Here is a 23732-nt window from a genome sequence, read left to right as displayed (position 1 = left end):
TTTCAAAGCTCCAGTTCAATTTGGGTTGCCCGTGTCGGCTCCAACTGCTCTTTGTAAAAATTGACCTGCAGCTGTTCCTTTACACTTTCACTGGCAAACCTGGACACATTCAACATTCCGGCCTCCATGGACTTTAAGCGTTCGGCCTGTTCACTGCCTACAGAGCCAAGCAATGACTGAAATTGTTCCTTTACCTGTTCCAATTCGGATTTTTCAGGCTGTACCTGCTCCTTGATCTGGGCTTTCTCCAACACCAGGAAATCATGGATTTTTTCGGCATCTTGACATGCCCGTACAATTTCAAATGGATCTTCCTGCAATCCTTTAATCCAGGAACCCACATAAGCCACATGCTGCCCAGGATCGTGACTAATGCCCAATGATTGGCCAACCATCATGGATGCAATTTCTGCCCTTAATTCTTCTTTGGCATACGCTTGCGTGCCAAATGTGTTCATTAATGGACGGTTTAAACGGCTTTCGTGGCCAGTCCAATGCCCCAGTTCGTGCAAGGCTGTTGCATAATACTTTTCTGCATCAGGAAACTGTTCACGCAGTGGTAAAACAATATGATCCCTTACCGGGCTGTAATAAGCTCGATCACCGGCCATATGATTAATTTGGGCACCGGACTTATTCAGTATTTCTTCAGCCCGTTCCAGTGGCTGCCATGCCCGTTCTGGTGCCTTGAGTGCAGGTATACCCTCCACCTGTTCCGCATTGAATACCGTAAAAGATCTGGTTATTGGCTTTTCTAATTTAACCAGCTCTTTTACCGCTTGTCCTTTTTCATCTTTAACGATACGGCCATTTTCATCACGTTTTATCTGTTCTTTATGAAAGGTCAGGGACTGAAGCTGTACCCCCTTAGAACCCTTTTTAATTTTGTAGCCCTCTGCATTAGCCTGGTTAAATGTCAGCCATCGTGGGTCTGAAAACGGCTGTATCATTAAGCTGATGGAGTTACCGCCCCGATATTCTTTACCTGTCGTGGCGTTATATGGCCTGGATGGAATGGCTTCCCCCCATGGCTTTTGCCAGGGTGCTGTGCCTTGTTTTAGCTGCTCAATAATCTTATTGGCCAATTGTTCATGGAATGGTATTTTTTTAACTTCTGACATATCGAACACCCACAAAAAAGCTGCCCGGAGGCAGCTTGTATTACTCATAAATTGGATTTATTTTCCCAAAAAAAACCGCCAACTAGCGGTTTAGTTAAGCAAGAAATGGCCTTTTAGCGGCCGACATTTTTATTTTCTAATGTCTCTTTTTCTTCCTCGGTAAGATGGTCAGTCAAGTCATCAAATGCTTCACTGCCATATTCTTTAACTAAGGCAATATATTCAGGTGGGAGTTCGGTTTCATATACGGCAAACTTACTACCATCTTCTTCATATTCCTGATTTTTGTCTATTTGGCTCATCGTTCCATTTCCATTTCTGTTTGTTTAACTAATTCTGGTTTGGCCTGTTGCTGCTGGCGCTGCTGCTGTTTAATTGGCTCAGGTACGTTTAAGGTTGTACCGTTGATGGATTTTTCCATGTTGGTATCAAAATTGCGCATGGCATCTTTTCTGAAATCAACATTCATATGAAAAACAATTTTAGTTGCTATATTACGGTAAATATTGAGTTTGGCCAGATTGTTTTTATCTAAACTTTGCACCGTGCCTGATTGCGCCATTTTATCAGCCACCAGCTTGACTTCGCTATTAACTGATTGCCCTCCTATATCGGCCATTTTGACATCAGAATCAATATCTGCTTTTTCTGATGTTTCAATCTGTGCGGCTGTAGGAGCCTGATTTTGTGCTTTCAGCTTGGCCGCTTCAGAAGCGGCTAATGCCTGATTGTCTTTTTCCTGTTTCAGTTCTGCTGCAGGTATGTTTTCTTTATCTGCTTCCTGGCTCTTATTCTGGGTGGTTTCCTGAATAGCTTCCTGGCCTTTTTCGGCCTGTTTGCTCAAGATATCAACCTGCCAAGTGTTCCTGTGGGTTTGAATGGTTTCATGCCCAACAACAGTTTTACTATCTTCATCATAAATCGGTTGATTGACCTCAACAGCCGTCCGGCCTAGATTTGTTAAAGATATTTCATCACCTAACTTTACTTTGCTTTCTTTCAAGGCATCGAGCAATCCTACGCCCCAAACAGTATGTTCTTTGTCACCCTGTTCCAGGGTAACGTAATAGCTGACCTTATTTTTGTCATCGTGAAGGTAGGGAGCTTGACCGTGCGCTTTCAAAATACCCGTGTTTAAATCTTTGTTAGTGCTTTCACTGGGAGCTTTATCAGTTGCCTGATCTTGTTCAGCCGCATGCTCTTTAACCACCTCTGGCACGCTTTCAAATTTATTCAATGCCCGTTCATTTTGAATTGACTTTAACGCGGCCAAATCCTCTTTGGTTGGCTCATAACCACTGGTTTTAATGCCCTGGCTTTCTGCTTCTAAAAATGCCTGGCGTTTAAATTCATTCTTGCCGGACAGTTTAATATGTGTCCAGCCCTTGTCTTTAGCAACCTCCACCATATCATGGACGGTTTGCAAGTCGGACCGGGCGGTTTGAAGTTGAGCACCTTTATCACTGAAAATAGTCGTCCTGGCATTTTCATCAAGATACATGCCCTCGGCATACAGATATTTATGCCGGATACTTTCCGGTGCCTCTTGTAACGGATTAATTTCAATCGGAGCCGGTGCCGCTGGTTGGCTCTCTACCGCTTTTGTGTCGGGTTGTTCTGGTACTGGCTCCTGCGCCTCTTTACTTGGCAATACAGTTTCCTGCTCAGGCTCTGCTATCGCTTTTTTCGGTGCAGTTTCACTTGATTCTGATTCAATAGTGGTTTCTTGTGGTGGTCGATTAACGGTTGTTTGTGCTTTGATCTGCTCAAAATCAACCTCAATTTTATTGATAAGCGGTTTACGCACGTCTTCAAAATCCGGTATATTTTTTAAATAATCAAGCTCTTGCAATGCCTGGCCTGTTTTATTGACTGAATCAACCTCAACGGCTTCACCATCTTTAGCCATCGCATACGTATTTTTCGTTTCCATTTCACTTTCCTTGTTTTGTTCCAGCTCGTTTTTTTTTAGGGTTTGAACCTCACCGCCCATGACTTGCTTCACTGCATCCAGCCCCCGTATTTCATGTAAATCATTAAAGTCTGATGGGTATTTATCTGCCCCGTGCCGGTCCTGGAATAAAGCATTGTCCTGTTCTGTAAAGATTGGCATGTTGATGGTGGCTCGCTCACCTAATACCTGGGCTGCTTTTTCGGCAAATTTAAGCCCGGCATTTTTGGTGTGTGAATCATTGTCCGCAGCCAAAATAATGGGAAAGTCTGTATTTTTCAGGCTTTCAGCTACGTTAACCAGATTGTGAGCCGCAAAAACCACCAATACCGGCTTATTGGTGGCTGCATGCAGACTGGCACCGGTGGCTAAGCCCTCGGTAAGTATCAGTCCATCTTTTACCTGTGATTTATCACCTATAAAAAAAGCACTGCCGGTGAGCATTTCATTTTTACCAAAATATTTTCCACCGTCATGATTGATTTTTTGCACGGCAACAATCTCACCGTTTTGCCTGGCCGGTATCAACAGATTGTTATCCTGTTGGCGCAGATTAGCCAAAAGGGCCGGATCACTGATCCCTTTTTTCAGCAAATATGGGTGATTCGGATTGACTGGACCGGCATTGTTAAACAATGCCTGGGCTCTGTCTTTGGCCACATCGGCATCAGCCAGACGATCAGCCATCGCCTTGGCCTCTCTTTCCTGTCTGGCTTTGGCTCTGGCTGCCAAATCCTCTTTGGTGTAGGTCTTGGCTTCCGTTTTTTCTGGCGTATACCCGCCTTGCTTTGCCTCATAGAAAACCGAACCAATATTTACTCTGCCCGGCCGCAGGCTTTTCCAAACCGCCTTGGCTGCCTTGTGGCTGTAATTATCGGCCGTTGACGACCATCTGTCCCATATATCAAAACCGTCCTCACCCAATTCGCTTTTAATGCCGGCACCCATACGAACCCATGTTTCCCGATCATCATTATTGGACACATAAGACAAAGCACGCTCGATCTCGTTATAGTCTGCCATGACATAACTCCTTGTTTTGATAATGGTTTATACGGTATATAACGCCTTGAATGCCGCTAACCCCATTTCTGAATACGCCTTTTCCACGGCTTGTTTAACCTCCATGATTAAGGCTGTATCAGCGTTTTTTGGGCACAAAGCACTAATGACGGCTTTCAATATCTGCTCTGTGTTCTCTACACCGCTAAGTTCATCTGGTTCAATCGTGTTAACTGCTGCTGTGTCATCGGTAACAGGTACGAATCGTTCAACTTTGATTGTGGGTATCCCTGGCGTTGTGTACCCTAACCGAGCCTGGAATACAGGGTCTTCGTAGTAAATAATTTTTTTTGCGTAAATGGGCTGTATGCCCGTTAGACATACAATGCAATCGGTAGTCGGTAATGTCTTGACTTCCTGCGGAAAAAGAACCGGCCTTTTCTGATCGGATATTGAATGGCTCTTATTACCTATCCCTCCCTGTGCCTTTGAAAAAGATTTACTTTTGTATGTCTCATACCCAATGATTTCAGAGTACTCTTTGGCATCTTCATTATCCCTGGGTGGATAGATGATCTGACACTCAAAGTTAGTCGACAATGTCCTGGCACCGTCTTTGCTATACAGAGAATTTAACTGGCTCATACTTTGAAAGATGGCAAGAATTCGGATGTTGTAACCAGCAATATAGGCAACGCCTTTTTCAATAATATCAACCTTACCCAACGCTGCAAATTCATCAATCAATAGCAAACATTGATATTTAAGATCAGGATTGTTTTCAGGTAATTCCTGGGTATTTTCAGAAATCAATTGACTGAAAAACAGGTTGATTAGCCGTGCAAACTTGGCAATATCATTAGGCAAAATACCAATATAAATGGACATTTTTTTCTTTCTGACATCACGTAAATCAAAATCATCTTTACTGGTTATCGCTGATACAATCGGGTCTGAAAAAACAGACAGCGGAGCCAGGAAACTGGACAAGATGCCCGAAGCGGTTTGACCACTATTACCTGCAAAACTCAAAAGGTTGTTCTTGCATTCTGGACTTAAATCGGGCCTTAACACTTCTTCTTTAATCCAATCGCCCAATGCCATGCCGTTTTCAGGCGTTGACAGCTTAAGCATGGCCGCCAGAGACGGCACGACTTTTGTTTCTTTTTCCGTTTCGATCAGGTAAAGACAAAGACCGACAAACAATTTTTGTGCCATCTCATTAAAAAATCGGCTATTGCCGCTTTCATTACTGCTGGTTGAATATAAGATGTTGGCTATATTAAAAGCACCACCAGTAGAAAAAACAGGGTCACGGCTAACATATGAAAGCGGATTCCAGCCGTGGCTTTTAAAGTCTTTGGTGGACGGATTGAATAAAAATACCTCGTGGCCATGAGCTGCCCGGAAACCCGATGTGATCTTGAAATTTTCAAGTTTCGGATCAAATACAACCAGAGAATCTCGGTAATGCAGGCAATTAGGTATCACAATACCTACACCTTTACCTGATCGTGTTGGTGCCGCCAAGAAAGCAAACTGCTTGCCTGCCCATCGCAGGTACTGGCCTTTATATTGGCCAACTAAAATATCGGGCTCTTTGTATTTTTTATCCAACAAGCCAATTTTAGAAATTTCGCCATCTAAAGCGAATCTTGCCGACCCATGCAATTCTCTTTTTGGCTTGATAAAAACAGCGGCTAGCACGACCAGCAAAATAACCAGCGGTAACAGCACGCTAACGGCCAATCCAATTCGGTATGGCCAGCTATGTTGCAATACCGCCCCATTACTCATGGCATAGTATTTGTATAACGTTGTCAGGCCGATGCTTTCACCCGGCACCTGTGCATAACCAATAAAAATATAGCTGCCTAATAACTGGCCAGCCATCCCAAAAAAAAAGAGTAGCGCCATGGCTACTCCTGTCATTTTCATGAATTTTTTCATCACATAAAACTCTCTAATGGATCATCTTCAGGTTCTTCAGTGTTCTCAATATCTTCAGGGTGAACCGGATCATCATTCGTTTTTTTGCGGTTTCGTGTATTGATGATTTTCATTTCTTTGGCATGGATTTCAGTAATTACCCGCTCAATGCCATTGTCATCAATGTAATGCCTCGCTTTGATTTTTCCCCGAATCCATAACTTATCACCGACATCCATATATTCGGCCACACGTTCGGCCTGGCCACCACGCAACAATACGGAATGCCACTCTGTTTCCGAATGAAGTTCACCAGTTTCCTTGTCTGTCCATTTTTCAGTTGTTGCCAGGGATACCCGAAGATTGGCCGTGCCATTGGCAAAGTATCGCAGTTCTGGCTTTCTGCCCAGGTTACCCATGATGGTTACTTCATTAATAAATGCACTCATTTTTTATCCTTGATCTGTTCCTGTTTTAGTTCGTTTGAAAATATTTTTTCAATCAATTTTGCATGTTCTACATACCGGGCATAATCGTCTTTAGCTTCCTGGCTGGCAGGGTCGTAGTGATCGTAATGTTTGCACCATTCTTCATATGTTTTCATCTTTAATATCCCCTTAACGCCCTGGCTTTTTGGACCGGATCGTAATACAGTTCAGTCATATAGGTTTTGTCAAAAAAACAGACAATATCAATCGTTGATTGCACTGTTTTCAAAATATAGTCATAGTCCATTGTCTTGCCGGTGCTGGACTCTTTGGCCAGCTGTGCAATCCGGTAAAACACGCTTTTTGAATCATTGGCATGCACCGAAGTCAACCCGCCAGGGTGCCCCGTATTGAGTGCTGAAAGGTAATCCCATGCTTCGTCACCCTTTAACTCTGTCAGGAATATACGTTCAGGCTTAAGCCGCATACACGACGAAATAATGTCTTTGGCCGTGATATGTTCCTTGAAGAACAAATGCACATGGTTAGGATGATTGGGCAAATCCAGCTCATGGGTATCTTCAATCGTAATAATCCGGGTATCCACCGGCACCATATCCGCAATGGCCTTTGAAAACGTTGTCTTGCCAGAGCCTGTGCCACCAACCATACAGATGTTCAGCTTGTGCTTAACAGCAAGTTCAAAAAAACTGTTCAAATCACGGTTGGCCTTGTGATTGAGCATTTCCAGCTCATAATCAGCCAGCCTAATATCGGCCGGGATTTTCAGGGAATCACACAAATCCCGGAAATGTTGGCCGTCAATTTCTTCCTGTGACTCAATGAATAAATCAGAGGTGTCTTTAAAGTTGGCCAACCGTCCAGACTCAACATAATCACCGAAACCGAACCGGTTTTTTGATGGTTTACGAAATGAAAATACAATCGTGCCTGTTTCACAACTGGGCGGTATTAAAATATGTCCCCGCTCACCGTCCGGCAGGGTTACAGAATGCATCGGATTTTTAATCGTTATATGTTTGCTGTTGAAAATAGTCAGCACATTTGCCAGCTCAAACAAGCTGTCATACGTTAACAGATCGTTTTCAATACGTTCCACACCTTGCCCGGACTCAATAAACACCTCACCGGGTCGGTTAATCATTACTTCGGTGACACCTGGGCGGTTTAAATAATCAGTGATATGGAGTTTGTTTAGCAGGTTCCTGGCGCTTACATCTCTTGCGTAATCAATCATTAATCATCCATAAAAAAACCGCCAGCTGGTGGCGGTTGGTGTGTTTAATCTTTAATTTGTACATCATGAGGATCTGGGTCTTGCTCATCAATATAAAAAACAGCTTCACAATTGGTGCATATAGAGTAGCCTATATCATCAATCATTTTGATGCGCATCCAGATGTGAGTATCTGAACCGCATTTTTGACATTCAGCTGCAATGACTTCTTTCCAGCCATCCTCTTCGTCATAATAAAGATTTAAAACTTGATCGCGACTTAATTTTTTTCTGCCCATAAAAAATCCTTTATTTAACCGTATAAAAATACGGATCAATCAATTCATATACAGAACGGAAATCAACATCCCTGGCTACCATTACATTCACCAGTTCACCCTGATTGACGTACCCGGTAGGTGGAATATTGATTGTATTTTTTAGGGCTTCGGCCGCCATATTTTGGACGGCATCAGAAGTGCTGTCATAACTGACATTACTGCTACCCTCATTGATTTTGTCGCTTAAAATCACCAGACCATCATCAATCAGGCTAAGCATAATGGCACCACCAAACCGTTTCCAAAAATGCGTATCTACCTGTGCCGGTTGCCCTGAAGCCCCCAGAGAATCAGCCGAAGGGCTGTTAATATCGAGTGTCACGCCATTGGGCGTATCAATCGTATTCCACAGTACAAAAACCCTGGCTTGTCCCTGGAGCAGGGCCGTAGTTTGCTCACCGATAATTTCAGACCCTCGTTCAACCAATAACACTCTGCCATTTGAAGAATAAACGTCTTTATTAACAATGCAACGGGTAATGCCTGGATGGGTCGTCACAATCTTTGTATCCAACGTACATGAAATGTTGGTACCCTTTTTTAACAGATACGTTAAATCGGCTCGTTGCCTGGCTTTAGCAGAAGCCGTGACCGTTGGGCTTAACCGATTGCTTAAAATCGTTTCCCGTCCTGTTTCTAACTGTTCACCAGCTTGTGAGGCAATCGAGCCTGAGCGGTTTACATCTATTACTGCTGCACCTTGCAGCCTTCTATCAGGCTCTGTTGGCTCACTGTGTCCCGTAGCATTGGAAGTATTCCCCCACTCACCTATATCAGACACATTTGCCTGGTAAGCCGCCTGCTCTTGATTAGCCTGAACAGCAGGTTCAGGCTTGGGTTCATTCAAAATGATACCCGCCTGTTCCGTTTCAAAATTAATTGGCCGACTATTGCGGATTGCCTGTTGTTCTTCAGTTGTTGCTTCCTCGGCGGCTTCTTCATGGCCACCGCTAAAACTGATATAACTGAATATCAACAACATCAAAGCGAATACCATCACGCCAGTAATGAATACTTTACCTACATTACTTTTCTTATTGACATGCAGTTCCGGCATGCCCCGCTCAACCGCTTTATCATTCAACTGCTCAGCCAGTGTTTCTGTTGAAAGTTCATTCGGCAAGCTGGGTTCTTTTTTATTTCTATCAAAAATACTCACTTTTTGCTTCCTTTATTTTTGATAATGCGCACCGCATTTTTTTCATTTGTACCCAGATTATTGAACCGGCCACGCTCATTAAAGCCCCTGTTCTCGATACCCAGAACCGCTTTCCCCAGACGTAACACGAAGCCACTATTCAATTCATGAACAATAATCGTGTCGCCATGAACGTGCTTGTTGACCAGTGCTTCCGTGCCATCGGGCATTTTTTTATAGATGGTTGGTAGGTGCTTACCATTGTTAAATTCAAAATAGGTAAACGTGCCGTCATCGTACATGGCTGTAGGTGCAATACCTGCATCCCCAAACCCCCAATAGTCCTGATTCTGGATATTGACATCCAGACGCAAGTTTTTACCGGTTAAAACATCAAATGCCTGATCCTGCTTGGCTTTATATTCATCCCGTTTTTGCTTGGCCGTATCAGGATAATGAAAACGTAATACGTAGGTCGGGTTCACGGCTTCGTTATTGACTTCCAGCTGAAAAACATATGTCCTTTTATTCGTGACAATCACCATATTGGTATCTGATTTTTCAACCGCAGGCTTAAAAACAATATTGTTGCCGTGAGCTGATAGCGTCCAGCCCAGGGCATCCCCCATGGCTATCGTGGCAGCGGGATCATCATCAGCCAGGAATTCATCTTTTTCCAGCTGTACCAGGACTGTTTTACCCACTTGTGCCGTGATTTTGGTGACGTTGTACGGGCTGTATGTCACGGACTGGATACGGGCATCATGTTGTGATCCTTTTGGTATAACCAGAGCATGTGATGTCGTGGCCGCACTAAAAAAAACAGCTGCCATCAGCAGCTTTAACTTATTTTTGTATTTCATCAAAACACCTTAACTTTCCGTATCCACACGGTAATGCATTACCTGCAACCCTAATGGATTGATTTCCCGGTCTTTGTCGGCCTGTGGCGTATTCAAATATTGATAACCAATCGTTGCCATCAAACGTTGTGCCGGTGGCCGCTGGACTGATTCTGATAACGGCTTGACCTGTTTTTCAAAACGGATTTGCGCAACATCACCGATCCAAGTTACCGATAAAATCTTCACATCCACGCGGAAATCATCTTTAAACACCTTGTAGGGTGCGCCTTCGCTTTGGAATAACGTTGAAATGGCGTCCTGTTCTGTCCCACCGCTTAACAACATGGCGGCATCATAATTTGACTGCACCGTCCACCAATCGTAGCTTTCTCGGTGTTTAACGTACTGGGTTAACCAATAGCGGTCTGTGATTTCCCCGTAGCTTTGATTATGATCTTTCATTGTGGTCACAATGTCGGTAACACCGGTATTGTTATCAACCCGGATAACAAATGGTTCAACGGTTTTGAGCGGAGCCAATAACATAACAGCGGCAACACTCATTGCAGTCATCAATGTACTGACACCCGTGATACCCCAGGCAATTTTGTTGTTTCGCTTGATGGTCACGATTTTTGATTTTTCAAACTCGTTGGCATCCTGAATGAATTTGATAGCTGATTGCCTGGGGGAAGGCGTTTTATCCTTATTTTTTCTTGACTGCATTACCTGCCTCTTTTTTCAATTCTGTTGGATTAATAGGGAATGGGGTTCCGGTCGGCTCAGGTGGTGGTTTTGGTGCTGCACACCCTGCCAGAAAAAGGAAGACAAGCCCTATAGACAATTTATTTTTTAACTTCATATCAAACCTTTCGGATATAAAAAAACCGCCATGCTGGCGGTTTAATGATTAATGGGAATATTGTTTAAATCACATATTCTTCAGGTCTTCGAGGGCTGTTCTGTGTGCAATAAGGCTGCATATGCACACGATGGTAAAAACCGCTAAGGCAAAGCCCAGGCCATTAGATGTATATGTAAAATAGGCAGCCGTAACGGCCATTTGAATTGTCATTACCCCCCCGAAAACCACACCAATAATCGGGTAGTTAATAATGTAATAAGTCGCTGCCACAAAACAAATTACGCCAAGGAACCAGGCAAAACCTTCCGCATCAGAAAAACCAATGGCGTTCATGCCATGAAACAGTAGCTGTCCAATCATACCTGCTACCAATAAAGCATAAAAAATAAAAATCGTAGACCAGCCTTTACTGACCTCATAATTTGTTAGCGCTTTTTGAAAGCGTCTATCTTTAAACATTTCTTTATAGAATTTCATTTCTTACTTTCCTGTCATCCGGTTAGAACGCAAACCATTTATAAGATTGCCTGCAATCCTGCCTGCACCTGTCGCATTGGCTGCCAGTCTGCCCAGCGTTCTGCCATGCGCATCAACACCGGCACCACCTGTTAGGGCTGAAGCAATGGAAGGAATACTTAGCACGATGATAATAAACATCACTGTCATGATAATCATGACAGTACCTACTTCGTAGGCTCCCGTGATATTTACAATCCCGCTGGTTCCCCATTTTTTTAGCTGTCCCTCAACAAATCCGGTTTGCAGTATGAAAATAAGCGAATATAAAGTAACGGTAACGGCATAATTTAAAATTTGCCCCAGCCAGTTCATGGCGTATTGCCGGGTGGCCGGAAACAAGGCAGCACCAATAAAAATAGGGCCAACCATTAACGTTAAGGCCAGGCATAATTTAGCAATCAAATAAAAGAAAAATACAAATGAAATAATGATCGTGCCGCACAAATAGACAATCACTTTTGCTAAAAACACCGTGAATTGCAGCTGTAATTCATACCAGCTTGCATCTTTAATCAATTTATCCAGTGCCCCAAGCGTATCCTGTATGTGCCCCACACTGGCTGCCATGGCTGAAGCCTCTATTTTTGAGCCACTAAACCAACCGGCCATGGCATCAGGAAACAAATACAGATTATTTGCCAAATGCGCATAATTCTTTGCATTAAAAGCCAATGCAATCAGTAACAGCCAGCCAATAGCTTTTTTGCTTAAGTCTAAAATAGATTCGTCTATACCCCGGTTGTAGTAATAAAACGAGAGCAAAAGAATATATAACGCAAACCCCATAGAAAAAAGGGGCGCAATATTTTCAATAAATGCGCCCGTTTTTGTAAACAGATTACTGCCCAGGTTTTTCGTTATATATTCTGACATTGCTGCCAGAATATCATTCATCAGATTTCCTTTTAATTTTCTGGTGGTGCATCACAAGCCGCTTTAGCAAAAAACCTTTCGCATGTCTCCTGCCCTAATCTGGATTTACATAGTTGCGCTGACTCTACATCATCTTTACCAAAATAATTAGAGTTCGTTTTACACTTCATTTCGTCCTCATTACCAAAACCACCCGGTGGGGTTGGTGTTCCTTTTGGAATCGTGACATTTACAGCCGTGTTTTGACTGCTTGAATCACCGTCACCGCAAGCCGTTAAAAATAACGCTGCGCTAACTACTGCGACCAATAATTTCATTGTTAATCCTTATCTGATAATACTAAATCAGAATCATTGTATTGCAATTTGTAATTTACAGCACTAATTGCAACTATTTTGTCCTCCTTTAGACCAATTGGCCAACACACATTGGTTGTATGCCGTTCTCTGCCTGGCGTTCACTTCTTTTTGAATTTCGTACATCCTGGCCATCTGGTCAAGCTTCGTTTGATTGTTGGCAATCGTGGCCTGCTCGGCTGCAATCCGGCCTTGCAAGTCTGTGGCCGCTTTTATGTCGGTGGTGTTATTCAGCTCTTTCATAAGCCCATCAATATTTACCTGACGTTTTTTTGTATCGGCAAAAGCCGTTTCCGTCATTTTTTGGATACCGGCCAATGCCTTTAAATTAGCTTCCGGGTCAAACTTTTTGGGATCAGTCAGATTGCTGGTGTCGATATTCACCAATTTATAAATACCATTCCACTCATCGGGGATTTGGTCTTTAACCGTGTCTTTAAGCAAGCTGCCCATTTCACGGCCACCCGTCAGGGCTTTAACCTGATTTTTTAACTCTGTGATTTGTGAAATCTGATTATCAATCTGTTTCTTCATCTGGACGATCTGTTCTCCATATTTCAGTATAGCGGCCTTATCAATGGTTGGGATACCCTGCGCCATACTGGCTTGGGTGCCCATAGCAGCCATGATTACGATACTGTATAAATACTTTTTCATCTTTAAAACTCCATAAAAAAACCGCCATGCTGGACGGTGTTAAGATTCTTATGCTGCAACTTTACGTTTAGCTTCCCTGGCCGCCCTTACCCGCTCCTTAAAAATTGGGTACCAGTCATTAGGTAACTCAAACTCCTGTTCACTCATTAGCTGATTCAGGATTTCAATATTGTTTGAAGAGCCAGACAAAACGGCCAGTTCATCAGCAAACCCATACAAATCCAGTTTAGCCATTGACGATTGCTGCCCCTGTTTCACAAGAAAAGTACGACTATCCAGCGTCAATTTAACCAGTTCGTCAAATTCTTTGCGGGTCATTCCGCATTTCTCATAACCTCCTTCAAATTTAGCGTCAGGATTGGGCAAGTAAATTTTTGTCGGTGTCTGCTGCACGATGGCCGGGAAAATATCACACTGGATCACATCTTCCGGGCTTTGGGTTGTAAGCAAAATCCAACCGCCTAACTTCCGGTCAGTTTTCAGGATTTTCAGAATCATGTCTTTAGTGGCATTGAATTTTAATGGCCACCAGCATTCTTCCACCACCGTCATCATGATCCCGTCATGCTCGGCCAGCCGATGCATCATCAGGTTTCGTAAATGGAACAGGTAGGCTAAAACCGGCTCTGTCGGGGCATAGTTGTCTTTCAGAATATCGGTTAAATCAAACCCGATTTTGTTGAAATCATCAGGATTGAACTTATTCCTTGTGTTATCCAAACACCAGGCAAACCGGCCACCCTCGCTACGGCACCATTTTCCTAAACGGGTACGCAGAGAGTTTTCCTCAGCAGAAAACGGGATACTTTGCAGCAACACGCTGAAGTTACGATTTTCAAAGTTAATACTGTTAAACATCGTATCGACTGCATGTTTAATTTGATGTTCTTCTTCAGCTGATAATTTGCCCTCTGAATTCTGACCACACACGCCCACCAAACGGTTTAAAAACTCACGGGTATCTGGTGTATCAGGTAATTGAAATGGATTCAAGCCCGTTGGTTTACCGGCTTCCAGTGCAAAATACTGGCCACCTATGGCCTGCATAAAAATCTGCATGCCGTAATCAAGATCAAGCACAAATAAAGACGGATTAAACCGTTGCGTCATTGTTAGAATGGCGGTTTCCGTAGTTGTTTTACCCACCCCGGTTGCCCCTAATAACAACGTATGCCCGGCCAGTTTATCGCCCGTGTTGTCCTCTTTCGGGTTGCTGAAGTGCCAATTAAAATCATAAATCGTATTGGATTTAGTCAGTAAAGGCATGATAGCACTGCCGTCACCAATCGGATTACCGGTGGCTTTACCGTGGCTGTGTGTGTGCATACCAAACGTAGTGGCCAGATTAACGGTGCTCTTCGGTGCTTTACGTGGCTTTCTCTTGGCTCCTGGCACTTGGCTAAAATAAGTAATTGGTGCGGAGTTTGTGGCTTTTTGAAACTGAAACCCGCCTGAACTCTGAAAACGGGAACGCACCAGCGTACCTAATCTTGTTGCATCTTTAAGCGTGTCACTAAACACTGTTAATGCCGCATGATAATCACCAAACATTAATTCGCCAGATGTTACACCTCCTTTACCCTCTAAAAGCTCTTCATGCTGCAAAACAGCCTGATCGCCAACAGAGGCCAGATTATTCAGTTGTTTGTCTATCCTGGACTGTATATCCTGATTTTCAATATATACAAAACTTTGCGTAAAATTAAATTCGCAAGGTAGGTCAAGTATCCCGGTCAGCACTTTTACTTTTGAAACACCAAAATCTTTTAAATCCCAACAAGTAACGTACTTCGTTTCGGTTGCTGTCCGTATCTCACCCACGTCTGTGCCAAAATGCAAATCAGCTTCACCGATGACTTCGCAAGCATCTATGTTTGACAGCGGAATCCGTTCATAATTGTAGTTAACCAACGAGCCAAAAAATTCATACACTTCAGAAAATGCAATGCCTTCTTTATTTTGATAAGCGGTTAATAAATACGGGTCATAGGCTTGCAGATCCTGCATTAAGGTATCAATAAGTTCTAATGCTTCTTTCAGGCCATCATCATAGTCTTCATACTTAAGGACAGCTGTTATATAAAAGGTATTACTAAAAAAGTCATCTTTCTGGAAACGGGCTATATATTTATTCGTGAATTCCTGGCAAAAAATATTATCTTGCTGGTATTTACGTTCAAAACTTCTTTTTTTACGCTGTAATGTCATCCAGAGCCCTAGCCGGTTACCTAAGTTTTTACCTGCTCCTGATAACGTTAGGGCTAACTGATGAAATTGGTTATATAGGTAATTGTCATTGACCGACTCAAACGGTATGCCCTCTAACCGGATGGTAAAAGCCAAATAACCATCATCCCTATAGTGCACAATATTGTCAGTCACGTGTTGGGAGATTTTCGGTAGAAAATCGGATTGTCCCGCGATTTTCTTCAGAATTTTTTTCAAAAAATCTACAATAATCATTTAATCTTCTTCCGTATTTGGTGCCCATAATAGTGGTTGTATTGTTAAAAAGCCGGGCATGGCGCCTGTAAAAAAAACAGATCAATTCATAACCTATGATGTTTAGTGCCTGGTCATCTGTTCGTGAAACGGTTTTAAATACAAAAAGAATGGGTATCGGAATCAGCATTATTAATAATGCTTTGCCACCTAAGAACATAAAGCAAAACATCGTTAAAACGAGTGTTCCGCCCATTAATGCCGCCAAAGGCATTAATGGGATACCCATAATCATTGCAGACCGTGACAAAGCCCCATAGGTTGGGAAAGTTTTTTCTTCAGTCTGCATATTTTTTACTTGCCAAATGAAATTTTCTGCCCTGATGTGAAGAACCATGTGGCTGCCGCAACTGCGGCTCCCGCCCCAAAAATCCACAGTGAGGTTTCAAAAACGTCACCCCAAGTTTTTCGGCCCATGAAACCTTGTGCCAGTTGCCAAACCAGGGCAATACACGCTATCGCGCCCACAACAATAACAATGCCTTTTTGAACATCATCAATCATGGATTTGGCTTCCGTAGAAAATCCACCGGCTTGTGCCATTGCATCACCCGAAACGGCAAAAAATGCCATCAGTAACAAATACGGCAATGATTCTTTCAAAAATTCGACAACCGGTGATACTTTATTTACAACAATATTCATAATTAACCTTTTGAAATTAAATGACTAAATAAAAAAACCGTTACCAATTCAAATTGATAACGGCCTGTGAACCAAAATTGCTGAAAAGATCACCCAGTCTGATCTGGGTGTATCCACTTACTTTTTTATATGCTTTCGGGTATATGCTGACTCCTGTGTTGATACGTCCAATTTGCTGTTTAAATCTGTCCTGCCCGGTATTGCCCGTGTTCCTGTCCGGCTTGTTGATTGGCACGCTTATATGAGCATCCACGCCTTTACTGTTCCAACTGTTCCAGGGCGGGCTGTACCAGGCATAAGCCGAAGAAGAGAAACAAAGACAAACTCCTGCCAGGGCAAGTGTCGGTGCTTTCATGGCTACCTCCAAAAAAATTAAAAATCCCCAAAAGCATCCCATTTTTTTCGGGGTTTATTGGGGTCTGGATCACGTTTTATAACTGGCTCTGCTTTTGGCTTTGCCTTGGCTGTTTTTTTTCTGGCTTTCACGACAACCGGAGCCGGTGCCGCTGGATCAATAGCCGGAATGGATACATCAGTTGCCGGTGGCAAGGACTCGGCCTGTGCCAGCTTGATAAGTTGCTGGTCCGAGTTTTTGCCGGCCGCCTGCTTGATACGGTCAACATAAGTGGGCAAGCCTGCGAAATCTTGTGTAAACCCTGTTTTAAAATTGCCCGAGTAATAGCATGAAAGCGCTTTCTGTAAAGCGTCTTGCGGCTTGCCACCAGCTCGGGAAAAACACTCTTTCAGAATTTCTGCGCCTGCTTGCAGGTTTTTGCATGGGTCAAATACAGTTTCGTAATTGAGGTCATATTTATCAAGGTTATATCGGTTAATTTGCGACAAACCCATACTGAAATTTTTACCCTGTTCATGCAGTTTATTAGCCGTTTCAACAGCTTCAGCAAAGCTTTTTGGTTGTTTGACTGAACCGCCCACAACACCAATCGCATACGGATTAAAACCGCTTTCCGTGCGTACTATGGCTTGTAACGTGTCCTGGTGTACATCTTTACTGCACTGTTTCGCCAACTCGTTAAAATTAACGTTTTCGGTTATATTGCCTAGGGCTGTGCCTCCATAAAATAGCAATGGAATAATTAAAATTTTGTATTTTTTCATTTGAAAACAGTCAAAATAATTAATAAAAACTGCGTAAAAATCAAAATCCCGAGCACCACAAAAAATGCCGTTTCATGATTCGGCTTTTGTTTTTGAAGCTCTTCCTGTACCCCTTCTTTAATCATTCTTTGATTTTTACCCATCAATTCTGAAACAATCAGATCTTTCTGTTTTTCCATTGCTTCATAATTCTGGTTAATTTTTACAAGCCTTTGATCGAGGTTAAGGAAAAAAGCATCTTCGTGTTCTTTTAAACCCTGTCTGTACATTGTTACCTGTTGCTTTTTTATGTAGAGCAACACAGCAACAATTGGATCATCGGTTGATATTTTTTGGCCGCTGGTACTGAATACATCGTCAATGATTTGCTTTATATCAGCGTCAAGCGAATCAACACTTTCATCTGTTTTCTTATCTGCTGTCATAACTTTGGCCAAATGAAGATTTATTTGGTAATGAGTAGGTTACGCCAGCAGGAACCGCTTTGTAATTGTCGTTATATCGTTGCAATACTTTGTCGTATTCATCTGCATCCGCCCAAAGTCCACCTGTAATCATATTCCCTACGTAACGGGTATTTAAATCTGTATACTCATGATCTTCGTAAATCTGACAGTAGGCAGGTTTTTTGTCACTGATTACTTTCACGATGCTTGATGTGCAGGAAGTATCATCAGAACGCCAGCCTGTTCTTTTACAAACTTTACGTTCCATTTCAATGACATTAAACCGATTTAGGTAGGCCGAGTCGCATTGCCCAGCACCATTTGCAATAGCCGTAATTAAGGACGGCATACCTGGTTCACTGTGAGCTGGACACAGGTTTAAAAAATCAATCCTGCCTTTTATGGTGTCCCAGGGCTTATCAAACTTGATTCCGAAGTATCTGGCCAGTGACGGTGCGCACTCACCTGGACGGGTACCACTGGACAAGCACAAAACGGCTTCGCAGGCCAGACGGGTATCACCAGTTAGTACATCCTGCGCCTGTACCGTATTTATTCCAGTCAAAAAAAATGCCGCCACCGGCAGCACTTTGCTTAAACGAAAAGGTTTCATATCAGTCCTCGTTTTGGGTTGTTTCAAATATGTTTTGTTGCGCCAGCTGGTTAAAAACTTCACGCTGCACACGCTTCAGTCGCTGTTTGGGCATCAAGGTGTAATTTGAGGACTCCATGACTTCATCAAACGTCAGATGTTCTGAAGTCATTTGCTTTATGTCTTTGCCGAAAGTATCGGGGTTCCAGTTTTCAAGCTGAATTACACCTACTACTTGATTAATATGATCTTGGTAAACCTGCCAATCCTGAAATTCTTTATTATTTAACTCAACATTACCCCAGTAATTATTTAGCCAGACAACGACAGAAGCTTTAATATCTAAAACCGTATATAACCCTACCAGCGTATCCCTGCTTGCTTGTCCGCCAGTTAATGGCACATGCACATACACTTCAACATCAGAATCCTTTAACAGCTCTATTACAGCGTTTTCACGCATGTATTGCATAAGTGGAATAAACGTTGCTGCACCGTTATCAATCACGGCCACACCCTCTTTTTCAATGAGCTGTTCAATCAATCCATCAAACCGGGATGCATCAATACTCTGGTGTTCTGTCAGGATGTTGACCACTTCCACATTCAGTTTTTGATACTTTGAAAACGTGGTATTAACCGGATCGGTATCATAAAAATGAACTTCTGGTTCGTTTTGGGCAATGAACTGGGCAAGTAGGGACGCAATAAAACTTTTACCCACACCGCCTTTACCTTGTAAAACAAAATGCACTGCTTTCATATTTTTTCCTAAAAAAAAATCAGGTATGAGCCTGATTGTTAAATTTTTTATTAACTGTTGGATACTAAGATTTATACAATTTCACCCACTTGATAATGTCATCAAGTTGTTCATTATCTAAATTTTGGCAATTTTCATAAATTGCCTGGGCGATATTGCCTTGTTGCCTTTCTGTCGTAGACCCCATGCCTTCATCAGCACGCATGCCCTGTTTTCCGTTGTCTGCAAGCACTCTTTTCCCGTTATAATTTTTAAAATCTTCAGGCTTAATTACTCGATACATTGCTATTCCTCTTGTCAAAATGCTTTCGCAAATCCTTTAAAAATTCAAAGGACTTACCAAAGCCCCCTCATATATATCCTGAAGGGCTTTTCTGCCGTCTGTTCCGGCCTGTCAAACAGATTAGTACGTTTCACACTGCTGGTTATCAGGTTATTTCGTACCGTGAATATTCACGTTCACAGCTGCTTTTTCCGTGTCAGTCATCGTCTTACTGGTGTTATCCGGCCAGGTACATTGTACGTAGCTATTTTTCACAAATACGGTGTTCTGTCGTTCGGCCACCCGGATTGCCGCTCCATAACGTCCAGGCACAAATGGCCTAGGGGTCTGGTTCACTGGCACGACTGCCAGTTATTGTTTTCCAAATTTTTTAAAGAGCTACCGATTTCTCGATAGCTCAATTATTACTTAAGTAATAATTAAAATCAATACTTAAGTAATAATTTAAGTTGTCTGGTATTAATCAAACAACAAAATAAATTTGAATAATGTTATTTTTGTATTGATTTTAATATTTGGTTACTTATTTGATTAAAAAAAATCAAAATGACCATAAATGACGTTACCACGTTGGTGGGTACATTTCTTTTTAGGCGACCGATTTACTTTTGATATCCTTATTTTTGAAAATTTTCATTTCAATATAATCTTCGATATCTTCTTTTACATCAGTTGGTAAGCTTTCAAAATCTGATTTATCAACCCTTGGAAAGGGCCAATTCTCAACCATTTCACCTTCACCCGTAGCTAACCACTCAGCCCGTACACGCAATACACGCGCAAGTTCAACAATATGTTTTGTCTCGTTATTTCTGCCATTTTCTATATGCGCAACTGTTCCTTGAGATGCCCCAATTTTTTTGGCTAATGCTGTCTGGCTCATTTGCGCTCGTTTTCTGGCAAAAAGTACCCTTGAACCTAAGCTGTCTGTTTTTGTATTCATATGGTAATTATTGCCGATGTAGTTATTACATAGGTATTGCTTAAATTATTACTTAAGTAATACAATGTTAGTAATTTTATTACTTACAAAAACTAGCAGATGAGCAATGAACAAAATTGATATTCGCCAAGCAATTGAAAAACTGATTAAGAAAGGCATGTCTCAAGCAGAAATAGCAAAGGCATGTGGATTAACGCAAGGCGCAATATCTGCCATTGTTAATGGAAAACGAAAAGACGTAAGGCTAAGTACATATACAAAGATTATGCAGCTATTTGAAAGCATTTCGAGTGATGGTCAATAAAAGCCTGATCGAAGCCGCTTTGCAGGTTGAGCAGGAAACAGCACAAGAAGCCGGGACACTCGGCTTTTTTGCCCGTACCCTGGCACAACTATCTTTACCTCATTCTGACCCCAAAACCAATTATTACGAACGCACAACCGGCCTAACAACACTGTCCATTATTGGTAAACCAAGAATCGGTTTACCCTATGGCTCTATCCCACGGCTATTGTTAGCCTGGATATGCACTGAAGCCGTCAGAACGCAAAGCCCTATACTGAACATTGGATCATCACAATCCAAATTTTTGCAGGCTCTGGGCATGCAAAATACAGGTTACTACATCAAGCAGCTGGACGAGCAATCGAAACGGCTGTTTTCATCACTCATCAGCATTGATTATTCTGACGATAAAATATTTGCCGTTGACAATATCCTAATTGCAAAACGAGCTGTTTTGTGCTGGGACAGAACCACGGAGAAGCCCGTATGGGGTGGCCAGATAACGCTTACCAAGGAGTTTTATGACGAAATCACACAAAACCCCGTACCACTTGATTTGAGGGTCATGCAAGCCCTTAAAAAAAGCCCGCTGGCCATGGATATTTATGCCTGGACGGTTTACCGTATTTTTTTGTTGAGAATAAAAAAACAGCCGTTTGTTAAAATTCCCTGGGAGGCGTTACAGGCGCAATTCGGGTCTGGGTATGGCTCCAACAGTAAAAAGTTAACAGTCGATAATCAAAAAGAAGTTGAGCAACAGGGGCTTTATGACTTTAAACGTAAATTCTTAGAGCAACTGAATAAAGTTACTGTGTTTTACCCAGAGTTGGCCAATAATGTTGAATCCAGCTCTGATTACTTAATGCTCAGACCAACCAAATTACACATCAAACGAGCTGACAATAAACCAGCCATTATCCAGAAGTAATTTATCCACAATTTCTGTTAATAAATTTGTGGATTTTTTTTATTATCCACGTAAGAACGGTCAGACACTTTTAAAAACGCTCAAAGCCTTGATACATAAGGCTTGCGAGCACGGCAAGCAAAGTTATCCACGTAAGAACGGTCAGACAAGTACGTAAGAACGGTCAGATAAAAAAACGCAAAAACCAGTTTTTATTATTTAAAATCAAAGACTTGAAAGGGTTTTATTTTCAGGCAAGTAGTTATACAAATATATATCAAATAATAAAGCTGTCTTGCTTTGATTAAAAAATGAGCAATGTCAGCTTTTCAATCACCTGGACAACCAATAGAATATGTGTTTATAGATTGTTTACCCAATAAAAAAACCGCCCTGGTTAGGGACGGTTGGGTTTATCAAAAGGAAGATGTACTGGCAATCAAACAATACTGATACTTATCTGCTTACCAAGCTTATGATAGGCTGACTCAATGAATTCCAATTTTGTTGAATGTCGCAAATCCAATAATCGATCCACTTGAGGCATATGTACATCAAGTCTACGTGCCAATTCAGCTTTACGAACTTTTTGATCAAGCATTTCATTCATCAGCAGTACTTTGGCTGTAACCAATGCAGGCAAAATTACTGTTGATTGCCCTTTCTTGACTTTAGAAGGCATCGGAATCGGCCGCTTTTCATCAAAGTAAATTTCAAGTGCGGCTTCCAATGCATCTTCAGCGTTTAACAGCGCTTCCTGCTCATCATCTCCAATTGAATTTGCTTCAGGAATATCGGGGAATTCGACCAGAAAAGTGTCATTATCGTCAGGTATTAACGTGACAGGGTAAATTAACATGTTGCTTTCTCCTAATTAATGCGGGGCTATGTTCAGTGTTGGGAGGCTTTATTGAGCCTCCCGGTTATTACTTGATTCCTAGGTCTTTCTTAATTTTATGAACCAAACCTGTACCAATTTCTCTTGATCCATGATACGGAAAAATGGTTGTTTTCCCGTTAAGAGTGACCCTAAAGTGACTGGAGCCGGAACGGTGCGCCTGAAACGTTGCACCTTGTTTCTCTAGCCATTTACGGAATTCACTGTACTTCATAGCCCCTCCCTGTGATTGAATAGGATAATTATACAACAAATATGTTGTGTTTGTAAATCAATAACTCAACAAACTTGTTGTGTTTTTTTATACGGAATTTTGTTTACCATGGCTGTTTTTGTAAGATTTTGCTCTTTCATTGCCTGGGCAATTTGCCACGAAAGCACACGCTTAATGGCAATAGCAGTGGTTTCTTCGAAGATGCCTTCTTCTTGCAAGAAATCTTCAAAGTTACTTCCAATATGTTACTGGTTAAAGTCGTGCATATCATGACCTCTGTGATTGTTTAAGCCGCTCTGTTGCAAGAGCTAATTCTTTTTTGGGCGTACCTTGAGATTTTTTGATAAACCCATGTATCCAATTCATTGGTTTCCTTGACACAATTAAATTGTAGCCATTTTGTAGTCCTTTTATAGTCACAAATCAAGTTTTTATAAGATCTAGGCATGCAGAACGCAGGTATTGCATCAAGCAGCTGGACAAGCTACAAACCGATTGGCTCACTGGCCACCAGCAGGGCATCACCTGCCTGGCTATTCAGAATGTAGGTTTATGGGTTGTTTGCTCAATAAAAAACCGTCCTGGTCAGGGACGGTTAGGGTTATCAGAAGGTAGCTGGCCAAGCAAACGCTTACCGGATTTTTTCCTGGATTTTGTTAGGGGAATATTGAATCTCAATAAAAAAAGCTAAAGTGGGCTTGAATACATCAATACCCTGCTCCCTTAAAAAATCAAGGATTTGATCTAGGGCGTGTTAACACTAATAGACAATCGGCCGCAATATTGCCTATCCTACAGGAATGGAAATCACACCTGAACAATTTACGCATATCGAAAGCTGCCTTCCCTGGCAACGAGGCAATGTCAAGCTA

32 protein-coding genes are annotated in these 23732 nt (G+C 42.1%); 2 read left to right on the top strand and 30 right to left on the bottom strand.

The window, feature by feature from the left end:
* Positions 1–2: 2 nt before the first annotated feature.
* The 26 genes from JHL22_RS12870 to JHL22_RS12745 form a co-directional block, all read right to left on the bottom strand.
* Positions 3–1121: an ArdC family protein gene (locus JHL22_RS12870; RefSeq protein WP_200238212.1), complete on the bottom strand. Its 1119-nt coding sequence runs from the start codon at positions 1119–1121 to the stop codon at positions 3–5.
* 113 nt (positions 1122–1234) lie between these two features.
* The gene (locus tag JHL22_RS12865; protein ID WP_200238209.1) at positions 1235–1423 is read right to left on the bottom strand and encodes a hypothetical protein; all 189 of its coding nucleotides are present in this window, start codon (positions 1421–1423) and stop codon (positions 1235–1237) included.
* Entirely contained in the window at positions 1420–4095 is a 2676-nt protein-coding gene (locus JHL22_RS12860) for an LPD7 domain-containing protein (protein ID WP_200238206.1), read from the bottom strand. Before JHL22_RS12860 ends, JHL22_RS12865 begins: the two co-directional genes overlap by 4 nt.
* Before the next feature lie 27 nt (positions 4096–4122).
* Positions 4123–6024, bottom strand: coding sequence for a type IV secretory system conjugative DNA transfer family protein (locus tag JHL22_RS12855; RefSeq protein ID WP_234041287.1), 1902 nt, complete (start codon positions 6022–6024; stop codon positions 4123–4125).
* Positions 6024–6452, bottom strand: coding sequence for a single-stranded DNA-binding protein (locus JHL22_RS12850; RefSeq protein WP_200238203.1), 429 nt, complete (start codon positions 6450–6452; stop codon positions 6024–6026). Before JHL22_RS12850 ends, JHL22_RS12855 begins: the two co-directional genes overlap by 1 nt.
* Positions 6449–6607: a hypothetical protein gene (locus JHL22_RS12845; RefSeq protein ID WP_200238200.1), complete on the bottom strand. Its 159-nt coding sequence runs from the start codon at positions 6605–6607 to the stop codon at positions 6449–6451. Before JHL22_RS12845 ends, JHL22_RS12850 begins: the two co-directional genes overlap by 4 nt.
* A gap of 2 nt (positions 6608–6609) precedes the next feature.
* Positions 6610–7596: a P-type DNA transfer ATPase VirB11 gene (gene virB11 / locus JHL22_RS12840; RefSeq protein ID WP_234041282.1), complete on the bottom strand. Its 987-nt coding sequence runs from the start codon at positions 7594–7596 to the stop codon at positions 6610–6612.
* Between the two features lie 137 nt (positions 7597–7733).
* Positions 7734–7967 carry a hypothetical protein gene (locus tag JHL22_RS12835; RefSeq protein WP_200238194.1) on the bottom strand — a complete coding sequence of 78 codons (234 nt, stop codon included), beginning with the start codon at positions 7965–7967 and terminating at the stop codon, positions 7734–7736.
* Positions 7968–7977: 10 nt separating this feature from the next.
* On the bottom strand, positions 7978–9168 hold the full coding sequence (gene virB10, locus JHL22_RS12830) for a type IV secretion system protein VirB10 (protein ID WP_200238191.1): 1191 nt from the start codon (positions 9166–9168) through the stop codon (positions 7978–7980).
* The gene (virB9, locus tag JHL22_RS12825) at positions 9165–10010 is read right to left on the bottom strand and encodes a P-type conjugative transfer protein VirB9 (RefSeq protein ID WP_200238188.1); all 846 of its coding nucleotides are present in this window, start codon (positions 10008–10010) and stop codon (positions 9165–9167) included. Before virB9 ends, virB10 begins: the two co-directional genes overlap by 4 nt.
* Positions 10011–10019: 9 nt before the next feature.
* A complete protein-coding gene (locus tag JHL22_RS12820; RefSeq protein WP_200238186.1) occupies positions 10020–10718 on the bottom strand; it encodes a VirB8 family type IV secretion system protein in 699 nt (232 codons plus the stop codon).
* Positions 10699–10854 carry a hypothetical protein gene (locus JHL22_RS12815; RefSeq protein ID WP_200238184.1) on the bottom strand — a complete coding sequence of 52 codons (156 nt, stop codon included), beginning with the start codon at positions 10852–10854 and terminating at the stop codon, positions 10699–10701. Before JHL22_RS12815 ends, JHL22_RS12820 begins: the two co-directional genes overlap by 20 nt.
* A 69-nt stretch (positions 10855–10923) precedes the next feature.
* Positions 10924–11334 (bottom strand): hypothetical protein, encoded by a 411-nt coding sequence (locus JHL22_RS12810; RefSeq protein WP_200238182.1) that lies wholly within the window; start codon positions 11332–11334, stop codon positions 10924–10926.
* 3 nt (positions 11335–11337) lie between these two features.
* A complete protein-coding gene (locus JHL22_RS12805) occupies positions 11338–12270 on the bottom strand; it encodes a TrbL/VirB6 family protein (protein ID WP_200238180.1) in 933 nt (310 codons plus the stop codon).
* Positions 12271–12281: 11 nt separating this feature from the next.
* Complete coding sequence (locus tag JHL22_RS12800; protein ID WP_200238178.1) at positions 12282–12566, bottom strand: hypothetical protein; 285 nt, start codon at positions 12564–12566, stop codon at positions 12282–12284.
* A 63-nt stretch (positions 12567–12629) separates the two neighbouring features.
* Positions 12630–13262, bottom strand: coding sequence for a type IV secretion system protein (locus JHL22_RS12795; RefSeq protein WP_200238176.1), 633 nt, complete (start codon positions 13260–13262; stop codon positions 12630–12632).
* 48 nt (positions 13263–13310) lie between these two features.
* Entirely contained in the window at positions 13311–15725 is a 2415-nt protein-coding gene (locus JHL22_RS12790) for a VirB4 family type IV secretion/conjugal transfer ATPase (protein ID WP_200238174.1), read from the bottom strand.
* A complete protein-coding gene (locus tag JHL22_RS12785) occupies positions 15637–16053 on the bottom strand; it encodes a VirB3 family type IV secretion system protein (protein WP_234041281.1) in 417 nt (138 codons plus the stop codon). Before JHL22_RS12785 ends, JHL22_RS12790 begins: the two co-directional genes overlap by 89 nt.
* A gap of 5 nt (positions 16054–16058) precedes the next feature.
* Positions 16059–16409: a hypothetical protein gene (locus JHL22_RS12780; RefSeq protein WP_200238169.1), complete on the bottom strand. Its 351-nt coding sequence runs from the start codon at positions 16407–16409 to the stop codon at positions 16059–16061.
* A 40-nt stretch (positions 16410–16449) separates the two neighbouring features.
* The gene (locus JHL22_RS12775) at positions 16450–16764 is read right to left on the bottom strand and encodes a hypothetical protein (RefSeq protein WP_200238167.1); all 315 of its coding nucleotides are present in this window, start codon (positions 16762–16764) and stop codon (positions 16450–16452) included.
* 17 nt (positions 16765–16781) lie between these two features.
* The gene (locus JHL22_RS12770; protein ID WP_200238165.1) at positions 16782–17528 is read right to left on the bottom strand and encodes a lytic transglycosylase domain-containing protein; all 747 of its coding nucleotides are present in this window, start codon (positions 17526–17528) and stop codon (positions 16782–16784) included.
* On the bottom strand, positions 17525–17953 hold the full coding sequence (locus tag JHL22_RS12765; RefSeq protein ID WP_200238162.1) for a hypothetical protein: 429 nt from the start codon (positions 17951–17953) through the stop codon (positions 17525–17527). The genes JHL22_RS12770 and JHL22_RS12765 overlap by 4 nt, the downstream gene beginning before the upstream one ends.
* Positions 17940–18587 (bottom strand): TrbM/KikA/MpfK family conjugal transfer protein, encoded by a 648-nt coding sequence (locus JHL22_RS12760; RefSeq protein ID WP_200238160.1) that lies wholly within the window; start codon positions 18585–18587, stop codon positions 17940–17942. Before JHL22_RS12760 ends, JHL22_RS12765 begins: the two co-directional genes overlap by 14 nt.
* Before the next feature lies 1 nt (position 18588).
* Entirely contained in the window at positions 18589–19329 is a 741-nt protein-coding gene (locus JHL22_RS12755) for a nucleotide-binding protein (protein ID WP_200238158.1), read from the bottom strand.
* A 64-nt stretch (positions 19330–19393) separates the two neighbouring features.
* Positions 19394–19612 (bottom strand): hypothetical protein, encoded by a 219-nt coding sequence (locus tag JHL22_RS12750; protein ID WP_200238156.1) that lies wholly within the window; start codon positions 19610–19612, stop codon positions 19394–19396.
* A 589-nt stretch (positions 19613–20201) separates the two neighbouring features.
* Positions 20202–20555, bottom strand: coding sequence for a helix-turn-helix domain-containing protein (locus JHL22_RS12745; protein ID WP_200238153.1), 354 nt, complete (start codon positions 20553–20555; stop codon positions 20202–20204).
* Positions 20556–20661: 106 nt separating this feature from the next.
* Here JHL22_RS12745 and JHL22_RS12740 point away from each other — a divergent pair, with 106 nt between their 5' ends.
* Together JHL22_RS12740 and JHL22_RS12735 are read left to right on the top strand one after the other, a co-directional pair.
* Positions 20662–20859, top strand: a complete 198-nt coding sequence (locus tag JHL22_RS12740) for a helix-turn-helix domain-containing protein (RefSeq protein ID WP_200238151.1) — start codon at positions 20662–20664, stop codon at positions 20857–20859.
* Positions 20849–21769 (top strand): replication protein RepA, encoded by a 921-nt coding sequence (locus JHL22_RS12735; protein WP_234041285.1) that lies wholly within the window; start codon positions 20849–20851, stop codon positions 21767–21769. Before JHL22_RS12740 ends, JHL22_RS12735 begins: the two co-directional genes overlap by 11 nt.
* A 418-nt stretch (positions 21770–22187) precedes the next feature.
* Here JHL22_RS12735 and JHL22_RS12730 read toward each other — a convergent pair whose 3' ends face one another.
* The 4 genes from JHL22_RS12730 to JHL22_RS16225 all read right to left on the bottom strand — a co-directional run bounded on the left by JHL22_RS12730 (position 22188) and on the right by JHL22_RS16225 (position 23226).
* Complete coding sequence (locus JHL22_RS12730; RefSeq protein WP_200238146.1) at positions 22188–22607, bottom strand: type II toxin-antitoxin system HicB family antitoxin; 420 nt, start codon at positions 22605–22607, stop codon at positions 22188–22190.
* Between the two features lie 67 nt (positions 22608–22674).
* Positions 22675–22860, bottom strand: coding sequence for a type II toxin-antitoxin system HicA family toxin (locus tag JHL22_RS12725; protein WP_200238144.1), 186 nt, complete (start codon positions 22858–22860; stop codon positions 22675–22677).
* 65 nt (positions 22861–22925) lie between these two features.
* Positions 22926–23078 carry a hypothetical protein gene (locus tag JHL22_RS12720; protein WP_200238141.1) on the bottom strand — a complete coding sequence of 51 codons (153 nt, stop codon included), beginning with the start codon at positions 23076–23078 and terminating at the stop codon, positions 22926–22928.
* A 49-nt stretch (positions 23079–23127) separates the two neighbouring features.
* On the bottom strand, positions 23128–23226 hold the full coding sequence (locus JHL22_RS16225; protein WP_200238139.1) for a type II toxin-antitoxin system RelE/ParE family toxin: 99 nt from the start codon (positions 23224–23226) through the stop codon (positions 23128–23130).
* Positions 23227–23732 lie beyond the last annotated feature (506 nt).

The sequence above is a fragment of the Advenella mandrilli genome (assembly GCF_016595155.1).
Classification (GTDB): domain Bacteria; phylum Pseudomonadota; class Gammaproteobacteria; order Burkholderiales; family Burkholderiaceae_B; genus Advenella; species Advenella mandrilli.
The sequence above is the reverse complement of the archived record's forward strand: the minus strand, read 5'-3'. Positions and strand labels throughout refer to the sequence as shown.

Excerpts from the sequence above, each read along its gene's own strand:
- JHL22_RS12870 (WP_200238212.1), bottom strand. The coding sequence starts at position 1,121 with ATGTCAGAAGTTAAAAAAATACCATTCCATGAACAATTGGCCAATAAG.
- JHL22_RS12865 (WP_200238209.1), bottom strand. The coding sequence starts at position 1,423 with ATGAGCCAAATAGACAAAAATCAGGAATATGAAGAAGATGGTAGTAAG.
- JHL22_RS12860 (WP_200238206.1), bottom strand. The coding sequence starts at position 4,095 with ATGGCAGACTATAACGAGATCGAGCGTGCTTTGTCTTATGTGTCCAAT.
- JHL22_RS12855 (WP_234041287.1), bottom strand. The coding sequence starts at position 6,024 with ATGAAAAAATTCATGAAAATGACAGGAGTAGCCATGGCGCTACTCTTT.
- JHL22_RS12850 (WP_200238203.1), bottom strand. The coding sequence starts at position 6,452 with ATGAGTGCATTTATTAATGAAGTAACCATCATGGGTAACCTGGGCAGA.
- JHL22_RS12845 (WP_200238200.1), bottom strand. The coding sequence starts at position 6,607 with ATGAAAACATATGAAGAATGGTGCAAACATTACGATCACTACGACCCT.
- virB11 (WP_234041282.1), bottom strand. The coding sequence starts at position 7,596 with ATGATTAACCGACCCGGTGAGGTGTTTATTGAGTCCGGGCAAGGTGTG.
- JHL22_RS12835 (WP_200238194.1), bottom strand. The coding sequence starts at position 7,967 with ATGGGCAGAAAAAAATTAAGTCGCGATCAAGTTTTAAATCTTTATTAT.
- virB9 (WP_200238188.1), bottom strand. The coding sequence starts at position 10,010 with ATGAAATACAAAAATAAGTTAAAGCTGCTGATGGCAGCTGTTTTTTTT.
- JHL22_RS12820 (WP_200238186.1), bottom strand. The coding sequence starts at position 10,718 with ATGCAGTCAAGAAAAAATAAGGATAAAACGCCTTCCCCCAGGCAATCA.
- JHL22_RS12815 (WP_200238184.1), bottom strand. The coding sequence starts at position 10,854 with ATGAAGTTAAAAAATAAATTGTCTATAGGGCTTGTCTTCCTTTTTCTG.
- JHL22_RS12810 (WP_200238182.1), bottom strand. The coding sequence starts at position 11,334 with ATGAAATTCTATAAAGAAATGTTTAAAGATAGACGCTTTCAAAAAGCG.
- JHL22_RS12805 (WP_200238180.1), bottom strand. The coding sequence starts at position 12,270 with ATGAATGATATTCTGGCAGCAATGTCAGAATATATAACGAAAAACCTG.
- JHL22_RS12800 (WP_200238178.1), bottom strand. The coding sequence starts at position 12,566 with ATGAAATTATTGGTCGCAGTAGTTAGCGCAGCGTTATTTTTAACGGCT.
- JHL22_RS12795 (WP_200238176.1), bottom strand. The coding sequence starts at position 13,262 with ATGAAAAAGTATTTATACAGTATCGTAATCATGGCTGCTATGGGCACC.
- JHL22_RS12790 (WP_200238174.1), bottom strand. The coding sequence starts at position 15,725 with ATGATTATTGTAGATTTTTTGAAAAAAATTCTGAAGAAAATCGCGGGA.
- JHL22_RS12785 (WP_234041281.1), bottom strand. The coding sequence starts at position 16,053 with ATGCAGACTGAAGAAAAAACTTTCCCAACCTATGGGGCTTTGTCACGG.
- JHL22_RS12780 (WP_200238169.1), bottom strand. The coding sequence starts at position 16,409 with ATGAATATTGTTGTAAATAAAGTATCACCGGTTGTCGAATTTTTGAAA.
- JHL22_RS12775 (WP_200238167.1), bottom strand. The coding sequence starts at position 16,764 with ATGAAAGCACCGACACTTGCCCTGGCAGGAGTTTGTCTTTGTTTCTCT.
- JHL22_RS12770 (WP_200238165.1), bottom strand. The coding sequence starts at position 17,528 with ATGAAAAAATACAAAATTTTAATTATTCCATTGCTATTTTATGGAGGC.
- JHL22_RS12765 (WP_200238162.1), bottom strand. The coding sequence starts at position 17,953 with ATGACAGCAGATAAGAAAACAGATGAAAGTGTTGATTCGCTTGACGCT.
- JHL22_RS12760 (WP_200238160.1), bottom strand. The coding sequence starts at position 18,587 with ATGAAACCTTTTCGTTTAAGCAAAGTGCTGCCGGTGGCGGCATTTTTT.
- JHL22_RS12755 (WP_200238158.1), bottom strand. The coding sequence starts at position 19,329 with ATGAAAGCAGTGCATTTTGTTTTACAAGGTAAAGGCGGTGTGGGTAAA.
- JHL22_RS12750 (WP_200238156.1), bottom strand. The coding sequence starts at position 19,612 with ATGTATCGAGTAATTAAGCCTGAAGATTTTAAAAATTATAACGGGAAA.
- JHL22_RS12745 (WP_200238153.1), bottom strand. The coding sequence starts at position 20,555 with ATGAATACAAAAACAGACAGCTTAGGTTCAAGGGTACTTTTTGCCAGA.
- JHL22_RS12740 (WP_200238151.1), top strand. The coding sequence starts at position 20,662 with ATGAACAAAATTGATATTCGCCAAGCAATTGAAAAACTGATTAAGAAA.
- JHL22_RS12735 (WP_234041285.1), top strand. The coding sequence starts at position 20,849 with ATGGTCAATAAAAGCCTGATCGAAGCCGCTTTGCAGGTTGAGCAGGAA.
- JHL22_RS12730 (WP_200238146.1), bottom strand. The coding sequence starts at position 22,607 with ATGTTAATTTACCCTGTCACGTTAATACCTGACGATAATGACACTTTT.
- JHL22_RS12725 (WP_200238144.1), bottom strand. The coding sequence starts at position 22,860 with ATGAAGTACAGTGAATTCCGTAAATGGCTAGAGAAACAAGGTGCAACG.
- JHL22_RS16225 (WP_200238139.1), bottom strand. The coding sequence starts at position 23,226 with ATGAATTGGATACATGGGTTTATCAAAAAATCTCAAGGTACGCCCAAA.